We start from the raw sequence: 24,767 nt of genomic DNA, 5'->3' as shown, positions 1-24,767 counted from the left end.
GTTGTTTATGGCGGAGGAGGAGAGATTCGAACTCTCGAATGGTTTCCCATCGCCGGTTTTCAAGACCGGTGCCTTCAGCCGCTCGGCCACCCCTCCGTAAACAACAAGTACTTTACGACTTCAGTCGTTCAGTACGGGGCGTAGTATACAAGACCGGAAAAAAGATGCAAACATTATTTTCAGTCTAGTTTGTTGATTTTATGAGCATTTAAACCGCATACACAAAGTCGTGCAGACATAAATGACAGACACAAAAAAAGCCGCTAATGACTTAGCAGCTTTCTTGTGTTGTTTATGGCGGAGGAGGAGAGATTCGAACTCTCGAATGGTTTCCCATCGCCGGTTTTCAAGACCGGTGCCTTCAGCCGCTCGGCCACCCCTCCGCAACGAAGCGAACTATAAACAGTGCCGATCCGCTTGTAAAGCCTGATGCAGTCCGATTGCCTGAAAAACAGGCATTCGGCTCGCAAACGGCGATTTAAGCATCGTTTCGGTGACTTTGACGTCCGGATGCCGCACCCTGCCCGCGCTGAACAGGTAAAGAAGGGTAAAACGTCTTTCATCACGTACGACAACGACTTACACTCCAATCTGTTTGTATTTTCACCGACTCCAACTTTTTGTTAAGAGTGAGAATTCTATTATGGACCGTATGAATCGTATCGTTGCCTCTACGTCATCACGCGCTGGCTCGTTGCTAAGTACGCACCGGGTGCTGCGTAATACTTATTTTCTGTTAGCACTGACCCTCGGCGTTTCAGCAATCACTGCGACGGCAAGTACGGTTCTGAGATTGCCGTCTCCCGGTTTTCTGCTGACCATCGTTGGCTTCTATGGCCTGATGTTCCTGACCTACCGCACGGCTAACAGTCCTGCGGGGATTTTGTCTGCCTTCGCACTGACCGGCTTTATGGGTTACACGCTGGGGCCGTTACTGAGCTCGCTGCTTTCAGCCGGTGCCGGTGACATTATTATGCTGGCCCTGGGCGGCACTGCCCTGGTGTTCTTCTGCTGTTCAGCCTACGTGCTGACCACGCGCAAAGACATGTCGTTCCTGTCCGGCATGATGATGGCGGGTTTTGTGGTGCTGCTGGTGGCGGTAATCGCTAACCTGTTCCTGCAAATTCCGGCGCTGTCGCTGGCGATCAGCTGCCTGTTTATTTTGTTCTCCGCAGGGGCAATTTTATGGGAAACCAGCAATATTATTCAGGGTGGCGAAACCAACTATATTCGTGCGACCGTCAGCCTGTATGTCTCGCTGTACAACATATTTGTCAGCCTGTTAAGCATTCTGGGCATGTCATCGCGTAACTGATAATGCCTGTTGTGAAGGGAAGCCCCGCCGGGTGCGGGGCTTTTTATTTTGTCTGACCGGTGTTTTTGTTAAACTGACCGCCGCATTTTTACAGGCTGAGGTTATATGCTGGAGTTTGAAGGTCAGGTTATTGAAACCGACGCTCAGGGTTACCTGAAAAACAGTCATGAGTGGCAGGAAGGTATGGCGCCACTGCTGGCGGAAGAAGAGGGGATAGTTCTGACTGATGCTCACTGGGAAGTGGTGCGGTTTGTGCGCGAATTTTACCTCGAATTCAACACGTCTCCTGCCGTGCGCATGCTGGTAAAAGCAATGGCGCAAAAATACGGCGAAGAAAAAGGCAACAGCCGCTATCTGTTCCGGCTGTTCCCCAAAGGTCCGGCCAAACAGGCTACGAAAATTGCGGGCCTGCCAAAACCGGTGAAGTGCCTGTGAAAAATTTCAGTATTTGATTTTAAAATCGCTGTAATTGCCAGGCGCGGTCGGCTCGCTAAGCACGCGATCAACGCGTGCATGTTTCGGTCCGCCCTGCTTCAGCCAGGCTAAAAGCTGATCCACTTTCTCCTGTTCCCCGCATGCCACCACTTCGACGCTGCCATCCTCAAGATTTTTTGCGTAACCGGTAAGACCTAAACCCGTGGCCTGGTGTTGAGTCGCAAAACGAAAACCGACGCCCTGCACCATGCCGTATACATAGGCGGCTATACTGACTGTTGCCATAATATTCTCTCCGTTAGCGGTATGGTTCGTTGCAATTTGACCTGCATGACCGGACAATGTCGCTCTTTTTTGTCTCCGAACTGACAGAACCTAATTTTATGACTGCACGTTTAATGCTGGCCAAAGGCCGTGAAAAATCACTTCTTCGTCGCCACCCATGGGTGTTTTCCGGCGCTGTTTCGCGCATCGAAGGTAAAGCCCATTCCGGCGAGACTATAGATATTGTAGACAGTCAGGGAAAATGGCTGGCGCGTGGCGCCTATTCGCCGTCCTCGCAGATCCGTGCGCGCGTCTGGACATTCAAACAAGATGAAGACATTGATATTGAGTTCTTCATCCACCGTTTACAGCAGGCACAGCGCTGGCGCGATTATATTGCACAACGTGACGGACTGGACGGATACCGCCTGATTGCCGGCGAATCCGATGGCCTGCCCGGCATCACTATCGACCGTTTCCAGAATTTTCTTGTGCTGCAATTGCTGTCAGCCGGTGCAGAATATCAGCGTGCCCCGCTGATTGCTGCACTGCAACATTGCTATCCGCAATGCGCTATCTGGGATCGTTCCGACGTCGCCGTGCGTAAAAAAGAAGGTCTGGAACTGGCTCAGGGACATGTATTGGGCGAAGAGCCTCCTGCCCTGCTGCCGATTCAGGAGCACGGTATGAGCCTGCTGGTGGATATTAAAGAAGGCCACAAAACAGGCTTCTATCTTGACCAGCGTGACAGCCGTCTTGCCGCACGCAATTATGCCGCCGGTCGTAACGTTCTGAACTGCTTCTCTTACACCGGCGCTTTTGCGGTGTCTGCGCTGATGGGCGGCTGTACCAAAGTCACCAACGTGGATACCTCTCAGGCGGCGCTCGATGTGGCCCGTCAGAACGTTGAACTGAACAAACTGGATCTGTCGAAAGCAGAGTTCGTGCGCGAAGATGTGTTCCAGTTGCTGCGCAAATACCGCACCGAAGGCCAGCAGTTCGACATGATCGTGATGGATCCGCCAAAATTCGTTGAGAACAAAAACCAGCTGGCCAGCGCCTGTCGCGGTTACAAAGATATTAATATGCTGGCGCTGCAACTGCTGCGTCCTGGCGGTATTCTGCTGAGTTTCTCCTGTTCAGGTTTATTGCCAACAGATTTATTCCAGAAAATTCTGGCTGATGCTGCGCTGGACGCCGGTCGTGAGATCCAGTTCGTCGAGCAGTTCCGTCAGGCAGCCGACCATCCGGTTACTGGCGCTTACCCTGAAGGGCTATATCTGAAAGGGTTCGCCTGTCTGGTAATAAACTGACAAAATAAGCGCGGTGTGCTGTTGTGACGGCATGCCAGCGAATTTTAAGCAGATTACGTGGTCAAAACTTGAAATAGCCCGTTTTATCTCCATATAGGGATTAATGAATTATTTTGGGAGGTCACTATGATTGCCAGTAAATACGGTATCGGACAACAGGTCCGGCACAGGCTGTTAGGTTATCTGGGCGTGGTCATTGATGTTGATGCCGAATATTCGCTCGATAAGCCTGAAGTTGATGAGGTTGCTGCTAATGAATCAATGCGTACCGCTCCCTGGTACCATGTTGTCATGGAAGATGAAGAAGGCCAGCCGGTTCATACCTATCTGGCTGAAATTCAGATCGATCATGAAATAGCCCGCTCCCATCCGGAACAAGCCTCGCTGGATGAGCTGGCGGCGTCAATCCGCCACCAGTTACAGGCCCCGCGTCTGCGTAACTAAAACGTTGGCCTTCTCCTGACGAAATGAAAAATAAAAACCGGCGCCAGTAGCCGGTTTTTTACAGGCAGGATCCACAGAAGGTCACTTTTCCATGCCCAGACGCGGGAGCTCAATTTTAGGACAACGATCCATGACCACTTTCAGCCCGGCTTCTTTTGCCAGCACAGCGGCCTGTTCATTAATGACGCCCAGCTGCAACCACAACACTTTCGCTTTAATCGCGATCGCTTCCTGCGCGACGCCATAAGCAGCATCAGCATTACGGAACACATCCACCATATCTACCGGATGAGGGATTTCTGCCAGCGAACCATAAGCTTTCTGACCCAGCAGCGCCTGCCCTGCCAGTTTCGGGCTGACCGGGATCACCTCAAAGCCCTGAGAAAGCAAATATGCCATGACGCCGTAGCTTGGACGTCCGGGATTATCACTGGCACCCACGAGCGCGATGGTTTTCACTTCTTCAAGAATCTTGCGAATATCGTTGTCTTGCATGGGTTTATCTCCTTTGGCCTGTCTGCATTAAGTGTAACGCAGCCTGACCATTCCGACAGCCCCGGCGAGAAAAAGAAACGCGAGCAAGATCATCTCAGAGGGAAATTAAAACATTTTGTAAAACTTTGACACACAATCGTCATTCCTGAATAATAGAGAGTGAACAACGTTGTGTCTGAGGAGAGAAGAATGAAAATCTGTCATGCGCTGGTCGCATTAGCGAGTCTCAGCCTGATGGTGTCAGCTTCGGCGACCTCCCTTAAATTGTCCCCCGATGTGGATGTTCTGGTGATTGATGGCAAACAGATGTCAGGCGCAATCCTTAAAGGCGCGGACAGCCTGGAACTGGATGGCGGTCAGCATCAGATTCTGTTTCAGGTCAGCAAAAATGTCAGTTCCGTCGCTCAACAGGTGCCGGTAACCTACCATTCGCCTGCGCTTATCGTCACTTTCAATGCTAAACGTAATCGTTCCGTTTCTTTCGTGTTGCCAAAACTGAGCAACGACAGTGAAACGGCACAATTTAGCCAGCAGATGAATTATCAGCTCGTTGATGAACAAGGCCGTCAGATACCCACGCAACGTGACATCCTCAATAGGTTTAATCCCGGACATTCTGCAGACGCTGAAAAATTGATGATAACCTACAATTTGTCGGGCGCACGTGCAGCAGTTCCCTCTTTCGCCAAAGGTATTACAGAGAAAAAAACGGCGTTATCCACCGACGCAACGTCTCAAATTTCTCTCGTTTATCTTCATCCGTTGTGGACACGTCTGGCCGCGAATGCAGGCTTTGAGCGGTTGTTATTCTGGTTAAGACTACCGGATAATCAGGAACGGGCGTCATAACGTAATCTGCATCACGCATTCCCTCTTCTTCACGCCGAATTATCCCGCCTGAGCTATGCAGTAAAACGGAGTTTCAGTATTCTGTGATCCACTTTTACTTTCGCGTTGAAGGGAATTAGATGGAATACACAACCCGCACGATTGCAAAACAAAAACATATTGCTCTGGTGGCGCATGACCACTGCAAAAGCACCCTGCTGAAATGGGTTGATAAAAACGTTGCGGAACTTTCGCAGCATATTCTCTATGCCACCGGCACGACCGGCAATCTGGTTCAGCGTAATACGGGGATTGATGTCAAAAGCATGCTGAGCGGCCCGATGGGCGGCGATCAACAAGTAGGTGCGCTGATTGCCGAAGGCAAAATTGATATGCTGATTTTCCTCTGGGATCCACTCAATGCTGTTCCGCATGATCCGGATGTGAAAGCCCTGCTGCGCCTGGCGACCGTGTGGAATATTCCGGTGGCAACCAATCTGTCCACGGCTGACTTCCTGATCCAGTCCCCGCTGTTCCGGTCTGAAGTTGATATCACTATTCCAGATTATCAGCGTTATCTGTGGTCACGCCTGAAAGAATAACGCTTCAGGTGGCTGATTTTTTCGTTAAAAAACCCGGCAATGGCCGGGTTTTTCTGTATATGAATTACGGTTTTCGCTGGACCGGCACGCCGATATCTTCGAGCTGTTCGACAAAAACAGAAGGACGTTCTTTATCCTGCAGTAACCAGACCTGATGCTTCGCACGCGTCATCGCCACATACAATAAACGCCGCTCCTCTGCATCCGGGAAATTTTCAGGTTCAGGCAATAATACCTCTTCCAGTAAAGATTCTCGTGCGGGCGCTGGGAAACCGTCATTGCCTTCGTGCAATCCGACGATAATGACGTATTCAGCCTGTTGTCCTTTACTGGCGTGAATCGTCATAAAATCAAGATTAAGCTTTGGCCAGCGGGTCGCGGCTTTCTCCAGAATTTGCGGGCGAAGATGATGATAACGTGCCAGCACCAGAATCTGTTCATCGGCGGTGACATAACCGCTGAGTTTATCCAGCAATTTCTCCATCTGGTCCTCAGGCAGGATCACGACATTCTTCTTGTTGCCTTTGGTCAGGCTGTTCAGCGGCTTCTTCAGCTGATTAGGGTTTTGCTGCACAAACTTATTGGCGATTTCACCGATGCGATCATTGAACCGGTAAGTGGTGTCCAGCGCACATTGCGCTCCTTCACCAAAATTGTCCGCAAACGCGGTGGTCAGCGTCAGTTCAGCACCGCTGAAACGGTAAATCGCCTGCCAGTCGTCCCCCACGGCAAACAAACTGGTACGCTTGTTAAGTTTACGCAAGGCAGAGAGCAGCAGAGCACGTTGAGGAGATATGTCCTGGAATTCATCAACCAGAATATGCTTCCACGGACTGACAAAACGCCCTTTATCCAGAATATTGACCGCCTGATGGATAAGCCCCGAAAAATCCACTGCGCCCTCTTCTTTCAGCGCGGTTTTCCAGGCTTTCATCAGCGGCGCCATCAGGCGAATACGCCTGGTGAACAGGTCTTTGACTTCTTCTGGTGCGCTTTCGATCATTTCAGCCTGACTGCCACCGTGCATACGCATCAGGCTCAGCCAGCGCTCAAGGCGACTTGCGAGACGCTCCGCCAGAGATTTATTTTTCCAGTAATCACCGTCAGGAACCGTCCACTGCAGTTCATCGGTCATCCATTGCCGCCAGCCGCTGGCCTGCACTTTTTTCTCTGCGCACTGCTGTTGCCATGTCTTAATCAGTAAGCTACGCCGGGCTTTCGGGTCGGTTTCAAGTTTACTGATTTTGGGCGTTTTCTTACTTCCTTCCTGGATAATCTGCAAAGCAAGCGCATGGAACGTCTTCGCCTTGATGCCTTCAGTATGCAGACGCTCTTTAATACGCCCGTTCATTTCATCCGCCGCCTGACGACCGAAAGCCAACAATAAAATTTGTTCAGGCTGCGCTTCCTGACGGCGCAACAACCAGCCAGCACGCGCCACCAGCACCGACGTTTTACCACTGCCAGCCCCGGCCAGTACCAGCACCGCATCTTCACCGTTCACCACTGCGCGGCACTGGCTGTCATTGAGCGGCGACACTTCAACGGTATCAAAAAAGTCACGGTTATCAGCAATCACTCTGTCCGTCCATGCCAGATTACGCTGGTCGACACTGCGTTTACCCTGCTCAAGCCAGCGCAGACAGATCTGATAGTCTTCCCGACAGTTATCAAATTCAGTAAGACGTTCAACCGGCACCGGAATGGCAGAAAATGCTTCAGCAATGTCTTTTTGCACATCAGCCAGGTCAACACGTTTGAACCATTTGTCTTGCTGTTCAATCTGCGTAATTTTTTTAACCTGCTCGTGCAATACCCCGGCGCTGACCTCGCTCATCTCGAGGCTCCAGGTTTGCCATATATTGAGAAGGTAATGATAAAACCGCTGTGTTTCCTGCCATTCAGTGCCGTGTAACCGGACCACTTTCTGCTCCGGTAATTCAAATTCGAGCTCTCCCCAGACGATGCCGCGTTTGCAACGGATGCGGATAAGCTGGTTAAAAGGGATCAGGTAATGATGCTTATCGCCGCTGACTTCCACGCCTGCATTAAGCAGTCGCACCCGGTTATAAGGATGCTGCGCCAGATGTTTCCCGAATGAGGTCGATTTCAATTCCATATCATCACACCGTGTTCTCTCTTTAATTCCTGATATCTTACATGCAAGCGCATTTAAGAGTTTACCTTTGATAAGCGCAGGCGATCCACACTGAAAAACAGAGTAGAATAAGAGGTGTGTTTACATTAAGTGAACATGAAATTTATCAGTTTTTTAATTTCTGCGGGAAGAGTTGCCATGCGTACTGTGCTCAATATTCTTAACTTTTTTTTAGGTGGTTTTTTCACCACGCTTTCATGGCTGCTTGCTACGCTGGTCAGTATTGTGCTGATTTTTACCCTGCCACTGACCCGCTCTTGCTGGGAAATCACCCGTCTTTCATTGCTGCCCTTTGGCAATGAAGCCGTGCATGTCGATGAACTGTATCCGGAAAAACGTAACGTGTTGCTGTCCGGCGGGGGTACCCTGTTGAATATCTTCTGGTTTATATTTTTCGGCTGGTGGTTATGCGTGTCGCATATCGTTGTCGGTATTGCGCAATGTATCAGCATAATTGGTATTCCGGTGGGCATTGCAAACTTTAAAATCGCTGCCATTGCACTGTGGCCGGTAGGACGCCGGGTCGTTTCCGTCGAACTGGCAAAACAGGTTCGTGAAGCGAATGCAAGCCGTCTGAGAGAAAACGGACGCATCCGCTGATTGTGATGTTTCATCATTTTTGAATTTTAAGGTGGGGTTTTTTCGTGCTTTCTATTGCACCGGGTTTACGGCGTTATGCCTATAACAGCAATGTTCTTTATCACATCAGGATTTTCATTGCGTTGACTGGCGCTGCAGCATTGCCGTGGTGGTTGGGTCAGATCACGCTGACAATTCCCCTGACACTCGGCGTGGTTGCAGCGGCTCTTGCGGACCTTGATGATCGTCTCGCCGGCCGTCTGCGCAATTTGCTGATTACCCTTATCTGTTTTTTCATTGCCTCAGCATCAATAGAATTACTTTTCCCTTATCCATGGCTTTTTGCACCAGGGTTGATGATTTCAACCTGTGGATTCATCCTGCTGGGCGCACTGGGACAGCGGTATGCCACCATTGCCTTCGGCGCGTTACTGATCGCCATTTATACGATGCTCGGTACCAGCATGTATCATATTTGGTATCAGCAACCGCTGATCCTGCTTGCAGGTGCCATCTGGTATAACCTGCTGACGCTGGCTGGCCATATTATTTTCCCCATCCGCCCGCTACAGGATCAGATTTCGCGTTGTTTCACGCAACTGGCGGCTTATCTTGAAGCCAAAGCCACTCTGTTTGATCCCGATCAGGAAGATAACAACCAGCAACTTGTTGAGCTGGCTATGGCCAACGGTCAGCTGGTCTCCACACTAAATCAAACGAAAAATACGCTACAGACCCGGCTGAAGGGTGATCGCGGGCAGAAAGGAACGCGCCGGACATTACATTATTATTTCGTGGTTCAGGATATTCATGAGCGTGCCAGTTCGTCTCACGTGCAATACCTCAAGCTCAGTGAACAATTCCATCACAGTGATATTCTGTTCCGCTTTCAGCGCCTGATGAGCATGCAGGCACGGGCCTGTTTACAACTGTCGCAATGTATTCTTTATCGCCAGCAATATACCCATAACAGCCAGTTTGAACGGGCGTTTTCACGGCTGGAAGAAGCACTCAAACGTCTGGAGTCTCACAACGAACACCGTGAGACGTTGCAGGCGCTGCGCCATCTTTTACGTAATCTGCATGCAATTGACGCGCAACTGGCAAATATCGAGTCGGAGCAGTCTCTGCCTGAAAACCAGACCGGTAAAAGTCCGTTTGCGGAAGACCGTCTGACGGGCCTTGACGATATCTGGCTACGCATTTCCCGCCATTTCACACCGCAGTCAGTGTTATTCCGCCATGCAATCCGTATGTCTGTGGTGCTCTTTGTGGGATATGTTTTCATTCAGGTCAGCGGCTTAAATCACGGCTATTGGATTTTGCTCACCAGCCTTTTTGTCTGTCAGCCAAACTACAGTGCGACCCGCCGGAGATTAGCGCTGAGAATAATCGGCACGCTGGCCGGCATTGCACTCGGGATCCCTATCCTCTATTTCGTTCCCTCCGTTGACGGGCAAATGATTCTGATCGTCATCAGCGGATTATTGTTCTTTGCGTTCCGCACAGTGCAGTACGCGCAGGCCACGATGTTCATCACCCTTTTGGTGTTGTTATGCTTTAATTTGCTGGGCGAAGGGTTTGAAATCGCTATCCCGCGAATTATCGATACATTGATTGGTTGCGGTATCGCCTGGGCGGCAGTGACCTTTATATGGCCCGACTGGAAATTCAGACAACTGGATAAGGTGGTCAGCAAAACGTTCGATGCTAACTGCCGTTACCTTGATGCCATTCTGGTGCAATACCATCAGGGGAAAGACAACAGTCTCGACTACCGTCTGGCTCGTCGTGATGCGCATAATTGCGATGCCGAACTGGCATCTGTTGTCTCGAATATGAGTTCTGAGAGGAATAACGATCCGGCGACCCTCGAAGCGGCGTTTCGCCTGTTATGTCTTAATCATACGATGCTAAGTTACATTTCAGCGCTAGGGGCCCATCGCGAGAAACTCAATGATGCGGAAACCCTGAGGTTGCTGGATGATGCAGTATGCTGTGTTGACGGGGCCTTGCATCATCTGCCTTCTGAAGCAGAACGCATTCAAAATGCGCTCGGACAACTGACTGCACGTATTCAGTTACGAACCACTGATATCGACAGTAAAGAGCAACTCGTGCTTCAGCAAATTGGATTACTGGTGGCTCATTTGCCTGAACTCACCAGTCTTAATACTAAAATCCTGCCGGTACAGAATCAGCTCTAGCTGCAGACAACGTAAGCAAATTTAGTGAATCGCCCTTGATAGCTGCTCTTGGTGATGGTTAAACCAGTGAGTTAATAACTCCCTGGATGCCATCGGCAAGGCGGCTTCATGAAAGCCCAAAATTGCCCCTTCCAATGCCATCAGTAAGTTAATCCCGAGATTCTTTTTTTTAATGGCACACAGTTTGAGATAGGTATGGCAGGCCCCCTGTAACCGCAAATCCCCCGAGTTTTCAATGCCGACTTGCCAGAGCATCCTTTCCAGCGCCAGCGAGAGATTGGGTAAATCTTTCAGGCGGGCGGCTTCGCTGTTTTTTTTCAACTCGATATCCCGCAGCATGCCTTGCAACGATAATCTGCCCAGCTCGCATAGCGCCTGAGGGTCACTCCATTGCCGGGCATTCACTTTGAAATAACGCAGTTGCACATCCATGCCCCGCTTGCGGTAGATCAGCCTCTCCATCTTCTTGCGGCAAAAATGCACTTCAGTTTCGCCGGTCGCTCGCAGATAGAGTTCACCATCAGAGACAAGGGCGAACATGACGCGGTCAGCGGACAAGCTCATCCCTCCAAACTGGGTGCGGGAACGAATATTGCCCAACGGGGCAAAAATTTCCAGACACTCAATCACTCTTTTTTTTGATTTGTTTATCATTGCGTTATCCTTTTCACGTTAATTCCTTGCTTCCATTTTGAGTTACCAAAACAGCTAAAAGCAAAATACGCAATCTTATGTACCGCAACAAACATAAAATGTCGTTACAGCTCGTTGCCTTCAAAATTTGCGAGATATCTTGGAAAAATTGGGTTGATCTTTGCTCACCGCCAGAGTACTGTACATGCATACAGTAACTCACTGGGACACATCCTTATGCGAACTCAACACCGTACAAATCATCATTTTAGTCAGCTTGCTTTGCCCGTCACTCCGTCACAGGTAAATACTTCTGCATCTCTGAATAATGGTCTGATCACTGAGTTCGTCTATAGTGCGAGCCAACCAGCTTTTGCACAGTTACTGCTGCCCTTACTGCAACACTTAGGTATGCAGTCCCGCTGGTTGTTATGGCTCACACCTCAGCAAAAACTGAGCCGCCATTGGTTAACGCAGTCTGGCCTGCCGGTGGATAAAATGGTGCAAGTCAATCAAATTACGGCAATGTCGACGGTAGATGCGATGGAGAAAGCATTGCAGACGGGAAACTACAGTGTCGTGTTGGGATGGCTTCCGGATTTGAATGATGCTGAGAGGGAAAGGTTGCAAATTGCAGCCCGTCAGGGAGGGGCTTATGGCTTCATAATGAAACCCACAAATGAGCAGAATTCACCTTGTGGACATCATTCGACAGTAAAAATTCACTCTTCCGTATACCATTAGTTCAAAATAGGAATCTTCCTATGAAAATAATGCGGAACTTAGTGATTTGTGCTGAATAATGGCGGCAAGCCAGTAAAAACGGGCTTCCAGAATGCAGATAATTGCCAGAATTTGTCAGTAAATTGCCAAAGCCGTTAAGAAATATGTCCGTTTTTCCCTTTTTTTCCACGGTGTTAACACATCAAGCTTGTAAGTTTCGCGCCACGTTGTAGACTTTACAACGCCAAGGTTGCTCGATAATGCCAACGTAAAGTGGCAAGTTCTGAAATGAAGCAATAATCTTGGCGTAAGGATTTTAACCAAGGGCTTAAAAAGCTTAAAGCTCAATTGCCTATTTGGATGATAACGAGGCGCAAAATGAAAAAGACAGCTATCGCATTAGCAGTGGCACTGGCAGGTTTCGCTACCGTAGCGCAAGCCGCCCCTAAAGATAACACCTGGTATACCGGTGGTAAATTGGGCTGGTCCCAATACCATGACACTGGTTTCGCAAATGCTTACAACGGTATCGGCAACGGCCCTACCCACGATAGCCAACTGGGTGCAGGTGCGTTCTTGGGTTACCAAGCAAACCAATACCTGGGCTTTGAAATGGGATATGACTGGCTTGGCCGTATGCCTTACAAAGGCAGCGTAAATAACGGCGCGTTCAAAGCACAAGGCGTTCAGCTGGCTGCTAAACTGAGCTACCCGCTGACTGACGATCTGGACCTGTACACCCGTCTGGGTGGTATGGTTTGGCGTGCAGACGCTAATGGTAACTTCAACAACGGTGCTAATGGTCGCGTAAGTGATCATGACACAGGTGTTTCTCCATTGGCAGCCGTAGGCCTTGAATACGCAGTAACCAAAAACTGGGCTACCCGTCTGGATTACCAGTGGGTTAACAACATTGGTGACGCGGCTACCGTTGGTGCACGTCCTGATAACGCAATGCTGTCTGTTGGTGTTTCTTACCGTTTCGGTCAAGATGAAGCAGCTGCTCCAGTTGTTGCTCCAGCACCAGCTCCGGCTCCAGTTGTAGAGACTAAGAAATTCACTCTGAAATCTGACGTTCTCTTCAACTTCAACAAAGCGACTCTGAAACCAGAAGGCCAACAGGCTCTGGATCAGCTGTACAGCCAGTTGAGCTCCATCGATCCTAAAGACGGTTCTGTTATCGTTCTGGGTTACACCGACCGTATCGGTTCAGAACAATACAACCAGAAACTGTCTGAGCAACGTGCTCAGAGCGTAGTAGATTACCTGGTATCTAAAGGTATCCCTGCTAACAAGATCTCTGCACAAGGCCAGGGTAAATCTAACCCGGTTACTGGTTCTACCTGTGACACCGTTAAAGGCCGTGCTGCTCTGATCGACTGCCTGGCACCAGACCGTCGTGTAGAAATCGAAGTTAAAGGCTACAAAGATACTGTTACTCAGCCACAGGCTTAATAACACTCTTTAGCTTTACTACAGATACTGAAAACCCCGCTTTGGCGGGGTTTTTTTATGTCTTCAGTCAGGCAAAACAGATGACTCACTGAGGCAAGAAACCAAATTTATCCGAAATCTTTCTTGCCAAGGATTTGTTCTAAATCTTCTTTCAGTGAAGACATCTGATTCGCATATTTCTCTTTACGCTCAGCATCTTCAAGAAGCTGAATGATGGTGTCAGAAAGTGTTGCACCACGGCGTTGCGCCAGTCCCGCTAAACGCTGCCAGACGAGAAATTCTAAATCGATGGATTTTTTACGCGTGTGCTGATGCTCGGCATTGAAATGCCGCTTACGGCGGGCACGGATAGTTTGCTTAAGACGGTTTTCCAAAGCCGGGTGCATATTATTCACAATCCAGTCGGATACTTTGACCGGCTCGTTTTCCAGGCTGAGAAGTTGATTCACGGATTCCTGGGCAGCGCTGTTTTCCAAATGGCGGGTGATCCGCTCACCTTCGCGGTGTTTTTTCACCAGGTACTTCCATTTCCAACCGCTTTCGAGATTTTCCAGTTGCTGATATTTCATCGTGAACTCTTCGGTGACCACGTAACTTTACTAAGCATAACAGCTTTAATTCAATTTTCACCCCAAATAAAGACGCTTATTTTGATTGTTTTTTGCCCACCCGTACAGCAATGTGCACTAAGACCAATTCCGCTACGACTCTCATTGTATGCAGCCGGATTTATTCTTGTATAATCGCACTTTCCCTTTTTATAGAAAACAGCTAACACATTGACCAATAACCGACTTGACTGGCAGCTTTTACTGCCCGACTCCGCGCCTTACGAGGCAATCTTTGCAACGGCTGCCCAGTTAGCCCCTGTAGATTTCGCAGGAACTCAGCCTCGGCTGGAAAATGGTTTAACCCTGTTTTGTCACCCCCGCTCACGCCCGCGTTTTATGACGCTCAAGGCGCAGGAAAATCGCGAATACTTGTCACGTATTGCGCAGGTAGTCAGCGACTTAATGCCTGAAACGGCTGAAGTCACGGGTAACCGTTATCATATTGAAGGCAATAAGGTCACGCTGCTGGCAGCGAAATCTGCTGAAGATGCATTCGCAGCGAAATCGACCTGCCTGTATCGTGAATGGATCGAGCCTGAACAGCTGTTCGGGTGCGTACGTATTTATAAAGACCAGATCCAGCTCGAGCCGGGATTAGTACATCAGGTCAATGGCGGTGTGCTGGTGCTTTCCATCCGTACCCTCATTGCACAACCTCTGATGTGGTTACGTCTGAAACAGATGATCACCGAAGGTCAATATCATTGGGTCTCACCGGATGAGACCACACCTTTGCCTGTTACAGTTCCTCCGATGCCGTTGGATATCCGCCTGATTCTGGTTGGTGACCGTTTATCGCTTGGCGATCTCAGTGAGATGGAGCCTGAGTTGGTGGATTCTGCTATTTATGGTGAATTCGAAGCCGACCTGCCGCTGACGGAAGAAAGCGATATGGAAACCTGGTGTGGTTATATCAATACACTGGCCGATGAGCTTGAGATCCCACGTCTGGCCGCCGATGCATGGCCCGAATTTCTGAAGATGGCTATTCGCCACAGCACCGATCAGGGCAGTCTGACCCTCGATCCGGTATGGCTGAATGCGCAGCTGAGCGAGGCGGCACTCTATAATGAAGATGAGTTGCTGAGCGTCAAGTCTCTTGAAGCGGCGTCCAATGCCCGTGCATGGCGTGAGAGTTATCTGCAGGAACGTATGCAGGATGAAATCGAGCTTGGACAAATTCGCATTGAAACAGAAGGTGAAGTTGTCGGACAGATTAACGGTCTGTCAGTGCTGGAATATCCGGGGCATCCACGTGCGCTGGGTGAACCTTCCCGAATTAGTTGTGTCGTACACACCGGCGACGGTGAATTTACCGACGTTGAACGTAAAGCCGAGTTAGGCGGTAATTTGCATGCTAAAGGCATGATGATTATGCAGGCCTTTCTGATTTCCGAGTTAGAACTCGACCAGCCTCTGCCCTTCTCCGCATCAATTGTCTTTGAACAATCCTACGGAGAAGTGGACGGCGACAGCGCTTCCCTTGCTGAACTGTGCGCACTCATCAGTGCGTTGTCGATGCAGCCGATCAGCCAGCAAATTGCGGTCACGGGCTCAGTCGATCAGTTTGGGAATGTGCAACCTATTGGTGGCGTAAACGAGAAGATCGAAGGTTTCTTCGAAGTTTGTCAGCGTCGCGGTTTGACCGGCAAGCAAGGGGTCATTCTGCCAACCAGCAACGTGCGCAACCTTTGTCTGCATCCGCAGGTTCTGGACGCCGTTCGCGAAGGCCAGTTTCACTTATGGGCAGTAGATAACGCAGCCGAAGCGCTGCCTATCCTGACCGGATTGATTTACACAAACGAAGAAGAAGCTGAAGAAGAGCGTCCGAGTCTGCTGGGATTAATTCAGCAGCGTATTGCGCTGGTAACATCGCAAGGCAGCCCGCGTTATCCGTGGCCTCTTCGCTGGTTGAACTGGTTCAACCGCAGCTGATCGGAGTTGTTCAGCTTACAGCTGTTCGCTAAACTTCGCCCTTCATCAAAATAAGGCTTACAGAGAACATGGTAGATAAACGCGATTCCTATACGAAAGAAGACCTCGTAGCTTCTGGCCGCAGTGAACTGTTCGGTGCTGGCGGCCCTCCATTACCATCAGGCAATATGCTGATGATGGATCGTATCGTAAAGATGCAAGAAGACGGCGGCACCCATGGCAAAGGCTATGTTGAAGCTGAATTAGATATCAACCCTGATCTGTGGTTCTTTGGTTGTCACTTTATCGGCGACCCGGTAATGCCGGGTTGTCTGGGTCTGGACGCCATGTGGCAGTTGGTCGGATTCTATCTGGGCTGGCTCGGTGGTGAAGGCAAAGGCCGCGCATTGGGTGTGGGTGAAGTTAAATTCACGGGTCAGGTTCTGCCAACGGCGAAACTGGTCACCTATCGCCTCAATTTCAAACGTGTTATCAACCGTAAACTGATCATGGGCGTCGCTGATGGTGAAGTGCTGGTTGACGGCGTTGTGATTTATACCGCAACTGACCTCAAAGTGGGTTTGTTCAAAGACGCTGCGGCTTTCTAAAAAGTCCGATACAACGTCTGAAGAAAGGGTGAGCCTCAGGGCTCGCCTTTTTTACGTCTGTGGCAAAGATGGAAAACCTTTATTTTTCGCAGAAACAAAAACCTCCGCGCGCAGCGGAGGTTATTCCTTATTCTGACAGGGGGAGCCGCTTAAGCGGTAACAGCCCTGTCCTCCATGGCTTGTCGCCAACCCCCGAGCCAATGTGATCGGGCATCTAACGATTGGTACGGACAAATCTCTTTTGAGCGCCCGCCAATACCTGCTTGATATCCACGTGATTGTGCCCGTTCCAGGCGATCGCGTTTTTGTCTCTTCATGCCTTGTATCCCTCATTATTCAGGTCAGGTGGAAAGAAAACAGTGGTCCGCTTCTGCGTCCACATCTAACAAATAGCTGCATTATGTAGGGAGGTCAATGCGCAAAATTCACGCCAATGTCACATTGGTGAGCTATATTATTGGATTGCGCGCGAGCTAATCGTGCCGGTCGGTTTCCCATCTGGCTGATCACCATAAAAAAATCCCGGCCTCTGTTAAATCAGAAACCGGGATTTTTTACGTTTAGCTTAAAAAATATTAAGTTTAAAAAAACGTCATCTTATTTGCGCGGCGATCTGGCCCGCTTCTTGCTGCCACCCCGCTGCCAGCGTTCTGACCAGTGCATCATATCCATCTTCGGTTTGCCTGAGATTCAGGGTGAAATCACGCTGAATAACCTGGCCGTCTCGTGTCAGGCTCCAGCTGCCGCTGACCACGACAATGCCATCGTAACGACCATGGAAACCGGTCACATTAACATTCAGTACATCCTGATCATCGGTATTGGCCGCCTGTGAGGAAACCAGCGAGCCCGGCAAGTCACGGCGTAAATAGGTAACCAGCGCCTGGTGAAGCTGTTGATCCAGCGGACTGGCCCAGATATTATTCTGGGTCAGTGTGTACTGCACATCATTGGTCTGATACACCAGCCCGGAACCTGCAAGATAATCAGCAACACTCACCCGCTCAACCCACAGGTGCCGTTGTACGGCGCCCGTTGACATCGCGCTGCCGGTTGTCGCAGTGCTGTTTAGCACGGGCAACTGGTAGTAAGTTTTCTGATCACTGCTGCTACAGGCAGTCAGGAATAATGCTAAGACGACAGGTATCCATTTCATCATTATTTGGCCTTCTTCGGCTGAGGATCATCTTGCCCTGGGGCGGCGAAAATCAGTGCATTACTTTTCTGGTTCAGCGTTTTCAATACCGGTTGCAGCTCACGCAGAGTTTTATCCAGGCTCTGCATATCACCGACCAGATTGCCGTACGCCGGTGAACCTGGCTGGAAGCCTTTCAGGCTGCGGTTCAGCTGGATAAGTGTCTGCTGCATATCCTGTGGCAGATTTTTCATTTCTTTACTGCTGACAATCGCGTTCAGAGATTCAATCGTTTTTTGCGTTGCCTTCATTGTTCTCTGACTTTCCGCCAGCGTACTTGTCGCTTCACGCATCATCGGTTCGATTGGCAGATTATTGATCTTATCGAGCGTGGTCATCAGCTTCTGCTGAATCTGCGCAAAGCCTCCGCTCACGGTCGGCAATAATTTATTCCCGGCGATTTCCAGCGGCCCTTTCCACGGTTTCTCATTCGGATAGAAATCCAGATCGATATACATCGCCCCCGTTAACAGGTTGGCGGATTTCATTGAGCCACGCAGGCCATGCGCAATACCGTCACGGATATGATCTTCAATATTGAAATTACTGCCCAACAGTTGAGCAAAGCGATCTGGCTCAATGCGGATCAGCACCGGAATACGGTAATCATCCGACATCTGCTGGTTAAGAACATTCATCGGATAAGGCACTTCGGCCACCGTCCCCAGACGAATACCGCGGAATTCAACCGGTGCGCCGGGTTGCAGACCACGAACAGAATCTGAGAAGAACATCACGTAATCCATGTGACGGGTATACAGTGATTCCTGAATGCTTTTTTGATCATCGAAGAGCTTATAATTGTCGCCATCTTTGGCTTCATTGCCCTGCGTCCAGCCATTTGGAATATCAAAGCTGACGCCGCCGCTGAATAAGGTCGTCAGGGAGCCCATTTCGACACGCATGCCGGCGGCAGACATGTCAAAGTTTACGCCGCTGTCTTTCCAGAAACGGACATTGTCAGTCACCAGTGTGTCGTAAGGCGCACGGATGAAAAGCTGGTATTTAATGTTACGTGCTTTCGGATCAAAATGGCTGGTTTCCACTGTACCAACCTGGAACCCCCGGAACAGCACCGGGTCACCGGGATTCAGTTGGCCTGAACGTTCGCTTTCCAGGATCACGCGGATCCCTTTCGCATCCGGCGAAGCCAGCGGCGGTGAATCATCCAGTTTATATTCTGTTTTTTCTCCACCTTTGTTACCTGGCTGCAACTGGATATAAGCGCCGGATAATAACGTGCCCAGTCCGGAAATGCCTTCGCGCCCTATCTGCGGTTTCACTACCCAGAAGACAGAGTCTTCACGCAGCATTTTTTCCATACCGGTATTCAGCCGCGCTTTAATGATGACTTGTTGTAAATCATCGCTCAGCGTTACCGATTCTACTTTACCAACATCAACGTTACGGCTTTTGATGGTAGTTTTGCCACCTTCGATGCCTTCAGCGGTGGTGGTGATCAGTGTGACTTCCGGGCCCTGATGGCTGTAATGATAAAACAGGATCCACGCACCAATCAGCGCAGTGACGATCGGTACGATCCACACCGGCGACCAGCGTTTAATTTTTTCTACCTTGGCAGTTCCGTCGTGCTCTGCCATGTTATTTCCTGCCATCTTGTGGCTCCTTTGTAGACTTCATTCCAGCACGATCCCAAATGAGCCTTGGGTCAAATGTCGTTGCGGCAAACATGGTGAGAATAACTACACTGGCGAAAAGCAGCGCGCCAATATCGGGGTAAATACTCATCAGTTGCCCCATTCTCACCAGCGCCGCCAGTACCGCAATAACAAACACGTCGATCATTGACCAGCGGCCAACGAACTCCACCACCTCGTAAATGACATGCAATCGTTCCCTGTCGATCTCTTTATTACTGTTCGCATCCCAGCATAGCCAGGCAATAGCGATCATTTTGAGCGTGGGCACCATAATACTGGCGATCAAAATCACCAGCGCCACGGGATAGGAACCATCACTCCATAAGAGCACCACACCGGCCATAATCGTAGACGGCATCGGATTACCCAGTACCTGAGTGATCATGATAGGCAGCAGATTTGCCGGAATATAGAGCAAAACAGAGGTCACCAGCAGTGCCATTGTCCACTGCAGACTGTTTTTACGCCGTGCATATCCACGGGTTTTACAGCGATCACATTCTTTCTGATCAACCGGTAAAATCGCCATACAACAATGACAGGATCGCAGCCCCTGACGCAGCCCACTTTCGCCAACGCGCACTGGCTGAATGACCGCCGGGGCTGGTTCGATATGCTGCCACATCCACAGGCGATCAGTGCACTGAAAGGCACGTAATTGCAGAAGGCAAAACAGGACGTAAGGATAAAAGCTGGTGCCCACGCCGACGTCGCCATAAGCCATGAGTTTCACAAAACTGACCAGCACGCCGGCAAGGAAAATTTCCACCATGCACCAGCTTTTCAGCCGGAACAATGTACGGGCAATACTGACTTTCCAATGAACCGGAATATTAATGCCCTGACAAAGCACGATAATTGACAGCATGCAGATCGCCGGGAGCAGTTGCACCACGATCATGAATAACGAGGCCATACTGGCGTAGTCTTCTGAAACCAGAACCTGGGGGATTTGCACCAGAGTGACTTCACTGCTCAGCCCGGCGACATTCATATTGACGAAAGGAAAGAGGTTGGCCAGCAAAAGCATGAATAATGCACTGATGGCGTAACCGACCGGACGTCTGCGGGGCTCATTCCAGCGGGATGTCAGCGTAGTGTGGCAACGGGGACACACCGCTTTTTGCCCGATGTTCAGGCCAGGTATTGCCACCAGCATGTCGCATTGGGGGCATAAAATGTGCGGGCCATGGGCATGGGCGTCAGAACACACTATCAGCTCCTCAACAGCGAAAAGACAACGAATATCGGCAGCCGGTCTTCCCTTTGTCCGGCTGCCCATCATGATGCAGTATTAAGCGTTCTTCTGTGCTTCCAGCGCTTCCCAACGTTCAAACGCCTGCTCTAACTCAAGTTCTGCGGCAGCAAAAGCGGTAAGTACCTGCTGAGTTTCTTCATGAGGAAGGGTGAAGAAATTCGCATCGCTCATTTGCTGTTGCAAAGCACTGATTTTTTCTTCCAGCGTGCTGATTTGCGACGGCAACTGCTCCAGTTCACGTTGCTGATTATAGCTGAGCTTATTCGCAACACGTTTGGCCTGTTCTGCCTTAGGTTGTGCCGCGGGTTTATTTTCCGTAGCAACCGCCTGACGGATTGGCTTCTGGTGACGGCGCTGATGCTGCGCATCATGGTAACCGCCCACATAGCTGTTGATCACGCCGTCGCCTTCATAAATCCAGCATTCTGTTGCCGAGTTATCCACGAATTCACGGTCATGGCTCACCAGCATGACCGTGCCCTGATAGCTGTCGATCATCTCTTCCAGGAGCTCGAGGGTTTCCACATCCAGGTCGTTGGTCGGTTCATCGAGGATCAACAGGTTACTTGGGCGCAGGAATAATTTTGCCAGCAGCAGACGGTTACGTTCACCGCCTGACAGCGCTTTCACCGGTGTCATGGCGCGTTTCGGGTGGAACAGGAAGTCCTGCAAGTAGCCCAGCACGTGGCGTGCACGGCCATTCACCATCACTTCCTGCTTACCTTCAGCCAGGTTATCCATCACGGTCCGTTCAGGATCAAGTTCAGCACGATGCTGATCGAAATACGCCACTTCCAGTTTCGTGCCACAGTGAACACGGCCGCTGTCTGCCTGAATCTTACTTAACATCAGTTTCAGCAATGTGGTTTTACCACAGCCGTTCGGGCCAATCAGCGCAATTTTATCACCGCGCATGACCTGCGCAGAGAAGTTGCTCACCAGTTGTTTGCCAGCGACACTGTAATATACGTCTTCCATTTCAAAGACAATCTTGCCGGAACTTGCGGCTTCGACCACCTGCATTTTCGCTGTGCCCATCACTTCGCGGCGTTCTGAACGCTCACGGCGCAGGGCTTTCAATGCACGGACACGGCCTTCGTTGCGGGTACGACGGGCTTTGATCCCCTGACGGATCCACACTTCTTCCTGCGCCAGTTTTTTATCAAACTCAGCATTCTGTAGCTCTTCAACGCGTAACGCTTCTTCTTTGGCCAGCAGATAGGCTTCATAATTGCCCGGATAAGACACCAGTTTGCCACGATCGAGATCGACAATGCGCGTGGCCATATTGCGGATAAAGGAACGGTCATGGGAAATGAAGATAATGCTGCCCTGGAATTCTTTCAGGAAATCTTCCAGCCACGCAATGCTTTCGATATCCAGGTGGTTCGTGGGTTCGTCGAGCAACAAAATATGCGGCGCACTGACCAGCGCACGGCCAAGCGCTGCTTTACGCAGCCAGCCGCCGGAGAGCGATTTCAGCTCAGTATCCGCATCCAGACCCAGTTTCAACAGCACTTCGTTGATACGGCTGTCCAGTTGCCACAGACCCTGGTGATCAAGGATCTCCATGACCTGGGCCAGTTTATTCATATTCTTTTCGCTCGGGTCGGTTTCGACCAGATGCGAAATGGCGTGATACGCCTTCAGATGTTCAGCCTGCTCGAATACGCCTTCTGAGACGAAATCAAACACGGTGCCTTCTACATTGCGTGGCGGATCTTGTTGCAGACGCGCCACAATCAAATCCTGCTCGTACACGATACGCCCGTCATCAAGCGGTACTTCGCGGTTCAGAATTTTCATCAGCGTCGATTTACCGGCGCCGTTACGGCCGACCAGACAGACACGCTCATTCGGCTCGATGTGTAATTCGGTGTTATCCAACAGCGGCGAGTCACTGAATGACAGCCAGGCACCTGACATACTAATTAACGACATAAACTTTATTTTTCCTCGCCGGCATGGGAGAGCAGCCAGCAGTTATGAATTTGACGATTACGGGCAAAATCCTGTGACAGGGTTTGGCTGGTGATTTCTTTCGCGCTCAGCCCCAGTTTACTCAGTCCTTCGAGATCCATCTGGAAACCGCGCTTGTTGTTGGAGAACATAATAGTGCCGTTGCGACGTAAAATGCGTTTCAGATCTTTCATCAGAGCCAGATGATCACGCTGTACGTCAAAACTGTCGGCCATACGTTTCGAGTTAGAGAAGGTCGGTGGATCGATAAAGATCACATCGAACTGTTCGTCACACATGCCCAGATAAGAGAGGCAATCCGCCTGGATCAGACGATGCTGACGGCCAGTCAGACCGTTAGCACGCAGATTCTTTTCTGCCCATTCCAGATAAGTGCGGGACATATCTACCGTGGTTGTGCTGCGCGCGCCGCCCAAACCGGCATGAACACTCGCGGTGCCGGTATAAGCAAACAGGTTAAGGAAATCTTTACCTTTGCTCATTTCACCCAACATTTTACGTGCGATGCGGTGATCAAGGAATAAACCCGTATCAAGGTAATCCGTGAGGTTAACCCACAGTTTAGCGTTGAATTCTTCGACCAGCAGGAACTCGCCCTTTTGCGCGAGTTTTTCATACTGACTGGTGCCTTTCTGGCGCTCACGGGTTTTCAGGATCAGCTGGCTGGATGAAATATCCAGCACAGAAAGGGTGGCGTTTATCACGTCGAACAAGCGCTGACGGGCTTTTTGCGCGTCGACGGTTTTTGGTGGCGCGTACTCCTGCACCACAACTTTGCTGCCGTAACGGTCAACCGCGACGTTGTAATCTGGCAAATCAGCGTCATACAGGCGATAACATTCAATCCCCTGCTGTTTGGCCCATTTTTCCAGTTTTTTGACGTTCTTACGCAGGCGGTTAGCGTAATCTTCCGCCATTTGCGTACCGGCCGCACCCGTCGGATTTTCTGCCAGCTGATAGTTTTTCTGCACACATTCCAGCGGGCCATTTTTAGCTTTGAACTGGCGTTCAGCACGCAGTTGCAGACAGCTCAGCAATTCCGGTGACGCACTGAACAGCGACAGCTGCCAGCCACCGAACTGAGTCTTCATAATGCGGCCAAGCATATTATGCAGCGCAATCAAGGCAGGTTCGCTTTCCAGACGCTCGCCGTATGGCGGATTACTGATTACGGTACCTGCCGGGCCTTCCGGCAGCGGATTCACCAGTTTCCCGACTTCTGCCGCTTCGAAGCTAATCAGCTCGGCAACACCGGCACGGCGGGCGTTGGCACGCGCCATTTCGATTACACGACGGTCGATATCAGAACCGAAGAAGCGGGATGTCGTTTCCTGCACGGCACGGCGGGTACGCACCTGCGCTTCCGCCGTCAGTTCGCGCCACAATTCTGCGTCAAATTTGTTCCAGCCGGTAAACCCCCAGTGCTGGCGATGCAAACCCGGCGCGCGATCGGCAGCGATCATTGCCGCTTCGATCAGTAACGTACCGGAACCGCACATCGGATCGACCATCGGCGTACCCGCCTGCCAGCCGGAACGCATAACAATAGCCGCCGCCAGGTTTTCTTTCAGCGGTGCCTGGCCGGTCAGGTCACGGTAGCCACGCTGATGCAGGCCTTCGCCGCTGAGATCCAGTGCGACGCTGGCAGTATCACGTTGCAGGAAGACGTTTACGCGGATATCCGGTTGCTGTTTCGCCACATTCGGCCGTTCATCCATTTTGCGGGTAAAGCTGTCGACGATGGCGTCTTTCACTTTCAATGCGCCGTACTGGCTGTTACGGATTTCGTCATTCAGACCGCTGAAATGCACGGCGAAGGTTTTTTCCACGCCAAAGACGGACGGCCAGTCAATCGCCATCACGCCGAGATACAGATCCAGATCGCTGTGAACCTTAAATTCGTTCAGCGGTAACAGAATGCGCGAAGCCAGACGGCTCCAAAGTAAGCTGCGGTATAGCAGGCGATCGTCACCTTCAAAATGCACCCCTCCCTGCACAACTTTGCAGGCTTGCGCACCCAGCGTTTCCAGTTCGCTTTTTAACAGTTCTTCCAGTCCACGCGCCGTGCTGGCAAACAAAGAGTTCATAT

At 50.5% G+C, this 24,767-nt stretch carries 23 protein-coding genes and 2 tRNA genes; 12 read left to right on the top strand and 13 right to left on the bottom strand.

Features of this window, described 5'->3' with window-relative positions; genetic code table 11:
• Positions 1-8: 8 nt before the first annotated feature.
• Positions 9-96 (bottom strand) — tRNA-Ser (locus tag J1781_RS16925).
• Positions 97-295: 199 nt separating this feature from the next.
• Positions 296-383 (bottom strand) — tRNA-Ser (locus J1781_RS16920).
• Between the two features lie 269 nt (positions 384-652).
• Here J1781_RS16920 and yccA point away from each other — a divergent pair.
• Positions 653-1,315, top strand: a complete 663-nt coding sequence (yccA, locus tag J1781_RS16915) for an FtsH protease modulator YccA (RefSeq protein ID WP_129952786.1) — start codon at positions 653-655, stop codon at positions 1,313-1,315.
• Between the two features lie 105 nt (positions 1,316-1,420).
• Positions 1,421-1,750: a sulfurtransferase TusE gene (gene tusE, locus J1781_RS16910; RefSeq protein ID WP_129952536.1), complete on the top strand. Its 330-nt coding sequence runs from the start codon at positions 1,421-1,423 to the stop codon at positions 1,748-1,750.
• Between the two features lie 6 nt (positions 1,751-1,756).
• Here the strand turns inward: tusE and yccX are convergent, their stop codons facing one another.
• A complete protein-coding gene (gene yccX, locus J1781_RS16905) occupies positions 1,757-2,035 on the bottom strand; it encodes an acylphosphatase (protein ID WP_013574886.1) in 279 nt (92 codons plus the stop codon).
• 98 nt (positions 2,036-2,133) lie between these two features.
• Here yccX and rlmI point away from each other — a divergent pair, with 98 nt between their 5' ends.
• Together rlmI and hspQ are read left to right on the top strand one after the other, a co-directional pair.
• Positions 2,134-3,327, top strand: a complete 1,194-nt coding sequence (rlmI, locus tag J1781_RS16900) for a 23S rRNA (cytosine(1962)-C(5))-methyltransferase RlmI (protein ID WP_129952534.1) — start codon at positions 2,134-2,136, stop codon at positions 3,325-3,327.
• Between the two features lie 126 nt (positions 3,328-3,453).
• On the top strand, positions 3,454-3,771 hold the full coding sequence (gene hspQ / locus J1781_RS16895) for a heat shock protein HspQ (RefSeq protein WP_129952533.1): 318 nt from the start codon (positions 3,454-3,456) through the stop codon (positions 3,769-3,771).
• A gap of 81 nt (positions 3,772-3,852) precedes the next feature.
• Here hspQ and J1781_RS16890 read toward each other — a convergent pair whose 3' ends face one another.
• Positions 3,853-4,266 (bottom strand): CoA-binding protein, encoded by a 414-nt coding sequence (locus J1781_RS16890; RefSeq protein ID WP_129952532.1) that lies wholly within the window; start codon positions 4,264-4,266, stop codon positions 3,853-3,855.
• A gap of 189 nt (positions 4,267-4,455) precedes the next feature.
• Between J1781_RS16890 and J1781_RS16885 the strand changes: the two genes are divergently transcribed.
• The gene (locus J1781_RS16885) at positions 4,456-5,115 is read left to right on the top strand and encodes a DUF2057 family protein (protein WP_129952531.1); all 660 of its coding nucleotides are present in this window, start codon (positions 4,456-4,458) and stop codon (positions 5,113-5,115) included.
• 119 nt (positions 5,116-5,234) lie between these two features.
• Positions 5,235-5,696 (top strand): methylglyoxal synthase, encoded by a 462-nt coding sequence (locus J1781_RS16880; protein WP_129952530.1) that lies wholly within the window; start codon positions 5,235-5,237, stop codon positions 5,694-5,696.
• Positions 5,697-5,760: 64 nt separating this feature from the next.
• Here J1781_RS16880 and helD read toward each other — a convergent pair whose 3' ends face one another.
• Positions 5,761-7,815, bottom strand: a complete 2,055-nt coding sequence (helD, locus tag J1781_RS16875; RefSeq protein ID WP_129952529.1) for a DNA helicase IV — start codon at positions 7,813-7,815, stop codon at positions 5,761-5,763.
• Positions 7,816-7,992: 177 nt separating this feature from the next.
• Here helD and J1781_RS16870 point away from each other — a divergent pair, with 177 nt between their 5' ends.
• Both J1781_RS16870 and yccS read left to right on the top strand, forming a co-directional pair.
• Entirely contained in the window at positions 7,993-8,454 is a 462-nt protein-coding gene (locus J1781_RS16870) for a YccF domain-containing protein (RefSeq protein WP_129952528.1), read from the top strand.
• Between the two features lie 44 nt (positions 8,455-8,498).
• Positions 8,499-10,640: a YccS family putative transporter gene (gene yccS / locus J1781_RS16865; protein WP_129952527.1), complete on the top strand. Its 2,142-nt coding sequence runs from the start codon at positions 8,499-8,501 to the stop codon at positions 10,638-10,640.
• A 21-nt stretch (positions 10,641-10,661) separates the two neighbouring features.
• On the opposite strand, the gene J1781_RS16860 is transcribed toward yccS, so the two are convergent.
• Positions 10,662-11,294 carry a TfoX/Sxy family protein gene (locus J1781_RS16860; protein WP_129952526.1) on the bottom strand — a complete coding sequence of 211 codons (633 nt, stop codon included), beginning with the start codon at positions 11,292-11,294 and terminating at the stop codon, positions 10,662-10,664.
• 216 nt (positions 11,295-11,510) lie between these two features.
• On the opposite strand from J1781_RS16860, the gene sulA reads away from it, so the two are divergent.
• Positions 11,511-12,017: an SOS-induced cell division inhibitor SulA gene (gene sulA / locus J1781_RS16855; RefSeq protein WP_129952525.1), complete on the top strand. Its 507-nt coding sequence runs from the start codon at positions 11,511-11,513 to the stop codon at positions 12,015-12,017.
• Positions 12,018-12,374: 357 nt separating this feature from the next.
• The gene (ompA, locus tag J1781_RS16850) at positions 12,375-13,451 is read left to right on the top strand and encodes a porin OmpA (RefSeq protein WP_129952524.1); all 1,077 of its coding nucleotides are present in this window, start codon (positions 12,375-12,377) and stop codon (positions 13,449-13,451) included.
• A gap of 107 nt (positions 13,452-13,558) precedes the next feature.
• Here ompA and matP read toward each other — a convergent pair whose 3' ends face one another.
• Complete coding sequence (gene matP, locus J1781_RS16845; protein WP_129952523.1) at positions 13,559-14,020, bottom strand: macrodomain Ter protein MatP; 462 nt, start codon at positions 14,018-14,020, stop codon at positions 13,559-13,561.
• A gap of 210 nt (positions 14,021-14,230) precedes the next feature.
• Here matP and J1781_RS16840 point away from each other — a divergent pair, with 210 nt between their 5' ends.
• Together J1781_RS16840 and fabA are read left to right on the top strand one after the other, a co-directional pair.
• The gene (locus J1781_RS16840; protein ID WP_129952522.1) at positions 14,231-15,997 is read left to right on the top strand and encodes an AAA family ATPase; all 1,767 of its coding nucleotides are present in this window, start codon (positions 14,231-14,233) and stop codon (positions 15,995-15,997) included.
• A gap of 68 nt (positions 15,998-16,065) precedes the next feature.
• The gene (gene fabA / locus J1781_RS16835; RefSeq protein WP_013574872.1) at positions 16,066-16,584 is read left to right on the top strand and encodes a bifunctional 3-hydroxydecanoyl-ACP dehydratase/trans-2-decenoyl-ACP isomerase; all 519 of its coding nucleotides are present in this window, start codon (positions 16,066-16,068) and stop codon (positions 16,582-16,584) included.
• 149 nt (positions 16,585-16,733) lie between these two features.
• On the opposite strand, the gene rmf is transcribed toward fabA, so the two are convergent.
• From rmf to rlmKL, 6 genes are all read right to left on the bottom strand, one after another.
• Complete coding sequence (gene rmf / locus J1781_RS16830) at positions 16,734-16,901, bottom strand: ribosome modulation factor (RefSeq protein WP_013574871.1); 168 nt, start codon at positions 16,899-16,901, stop codon at positions 16,734-16,736.
• A gap of 275 nt (positions 16,902-17,176) precedes the next feature.
• A complete protein-coding gene (gene pqiC / locus J1781_RS16825; RefSeq protein ID WP_217233910.1) occupies positions 17,177-17,743 on the bottom strand; it encodes a membrane integrity-associated transporter subunit PqiC in 567 nt (188 codons plus the stop codon).
• Positions 17,743-19,395 (bottom strand): intermembrane transport protein PqiB, encoded by a 1,653-nt coding sequence (gene pqiB / locus J1781_RS16820; RefSeq protein ID WP_129952520.1) that lies wholly within the window; start codon positions 19,393-19,395, stop codon positions 17,743-17,745. The genes pqiC and pqiB overlap by 1 nt, the downstream gene beginning before the upstream one ends.
• Positions 19,382-20,653, bottom strand: a complete 1,272-nt coding sequence (gene pqiA / locus J1781_RS16815) for a membrane integrity-associated transporter subunit PqiA (protein WP_129952519.1) — start codon at positions 20,651-20,653, stop codon at positions 19,382-19,384. Before pqiA ends, pqiB begins: the two co-directional genes overlap by 14 nt.
• A gap of 81 nt (positions 20,654-20,734) precedes the next feature.
• Positions 20,735-22,639: an ABC transporter ATP-binding protein gene (locus tag J1781_RS16810; RefSeq protein ID WP_129991185.1), complete on the bottom strand. Its 1,905-nt coding sequence runs from the start codon at positions 22,637-22,639 to the stop codon at positions 20,735-20,737.
• A 5-nt stretch (positions 22,640-22,644) separates the two neighbouring features.
• The gene (gene rlmKL / locus J1781_RS16805) at positions 22,645-24,765 is read right to left on the bottom strand and encodes a bifunctional 23S rRNA (guanine(2069)-N(7))-methyltransferase RlmK/23S rRNA (guanine(2445)-N(2))-methyltransferase RlmL (RefSeq protein ID WP_129952517.1); all 2,121 of its coding nucleotides are present in this window, start codon (positions 24,763-24,765) and stop codon (positions 22,645-22,647) included.
• Positions 24,766-24,767 lie beyond the last annotated feature (2 nt).

It is taken from the genome of Rahnella perminowiae (assembly GCF_019049695.1).
Classification (GTDB): domain Bacteria; phylum Pseudomonadota; class Gammaproteobacteria; order Enterobacterales; family Enterobacteriaceae; genus Rahnella; species Rahnella perminowiae.
Note: the sequence above shows the minus strand (reverse complement) of the source record. Positions and strands in the feature narration are given on the sequence as shown.

What these genes read in the sequence shown, in the direction of transcription:
- yccA (WP_129952786.1), top strand. Translation starts at nt 653, where the DNA reads ATGAATCGTATCGTTGCCTCTACGTCATCACGCGCTGGCTCGTTGCTA.
- tusE (WP_129952536.1), top strand. Translation starts at nt 1,421, where the DNA reads ATGCTGGAGTTTGAAGGTCAGGTTATTGAAACCGACGCTCAGGGTTAC.
- yccX (WP_013574886.1), bottom strand. Translation starts at nt 2,035, where the DNA reads ATGGCAACAGTCAGTATAGCCGCCTATGTATACGGCATGGTGCAGGGC.
- rlmI (WP_129952534.1), top strand. Translation starts at nt 2,134, where the DNA reads ATGACTGCACGTTTAATGCTGGCCAAAGGCCGTGAAAAATCACTTCTT.
- hspQ (WP_129952533.1), top strand. Translation starts at nt 3,454, where the DNA reads ATGATTGCCAGTAAATACGGTATCGGACAACAGGTCCGGCACAGGCTG.
- J1781_RS16890 (WP_129952532.1), bottom strand. Translation starts at nt 4,266, where the DNA reads ATGCAAGACAACGATATTCGCAAGATTCTTGAAGAAGTGAAAACCATC.
- J1781_RS16885 (WP_129952531.1), top strand. Translation starts at nt 4,456, where the DNA reads ATGAAAATCTGTCATGCGCTGGTCGCATTAGCGAGTCTCAGCCTGATG.
- J1781_RS16880 (WP_129952530.1), top strand. Translation starts at nt 5,235, where the DNA reads ATGGAATACACAACCCGCACGATTGCAAAACAAAAACATATTGCTCTG.
- helD (WP_129952529.1), bottom strand. Translation starts at nt 7,815, where the DNA reads ATGGAATTGAAATCGACCTCATTCGGGAAACATCTGGCGCAGCATCCT.
- J1781_RS16870 (WP_129952528.1), top strand. Translation starts at nt 7,993, where the DNA reads ATGCGTACTGTGCTCAATATTCTTAACTTTTTTTTAGGTGGTTTTTTC.
- J1781_RS16860 (WP_129952526.1), bottom strand. Translation starts at nt 11,294, where the DNA reads ATGATAAACAAATCAAAAAAAAGAGTGATTGAGTGTCTGGAAATTTTT.
- sulA (WP_129952525.1), top strand. Translation starts at nt 11,511, where the DNA reads ATGCGAACTCAACACCGTACAAATCATCATTTTAGTCAGCTTGCTTTG.
- ompA (WP_129952524.1), top strand. Translation starts at nt 12,375, where the DNA reads ATGAAAAAGACAGCTATCGCATTAGCAGTGGCACTGGCAGGTTTCGCT.
- matP (WP_129952523.1), bottom strand. Translation starts at nt 14,020, where the DNA reads ATGAAATATCAGCAACTGGAAAATCTCGAAAGCGGTTGGAAATGGAAG.
- fabA (WP_013574872.1), top strand. Translation starts at nt 16,066, where the DNA reads ATGGTAGATAAACGCGATTCCTATACGAAAGAAGACCTCGTAGCTTCT.
- rmf (WP_013574871.1), bottom strand. Translation starts at nt 16,901, where the DNA reads ATGAAGAGACAAAAACGCGATCGCCTGGAACGGGCACAATCACGTGGA.
- pqiC (WP_217233910.1), bottom strand. Translation starts at nt 17,743, where the DNA reads ATGATGAAATGGATACCTGTCGTCTTAGCATTATTCCTGACTGCCTGT.
- pqiB (WP_129952520.1), bottom strand. Translation starts at nt 19,395, where the DNA reads ATGGCAGGAAATAACATGGCAGAGCACGACGGAACTGCCAAGGTAGAA.
- J1781_RS16810 (WP_129991185.1), bottom strand. Translation starts at nt 22,639, where the DNA reads ATGTCGTTAATTAGTATGTCAGGTGCCTGGCTGTCATTCAGTGACTCG.
- rlmKL (WP_129952517.1), bottom strand. Translation starts at nt 24,765, where the DNA reads ATGAACTCTTTGTTTGCCAGCACGGCGCGTGGACTGGAAGAACTGTTA.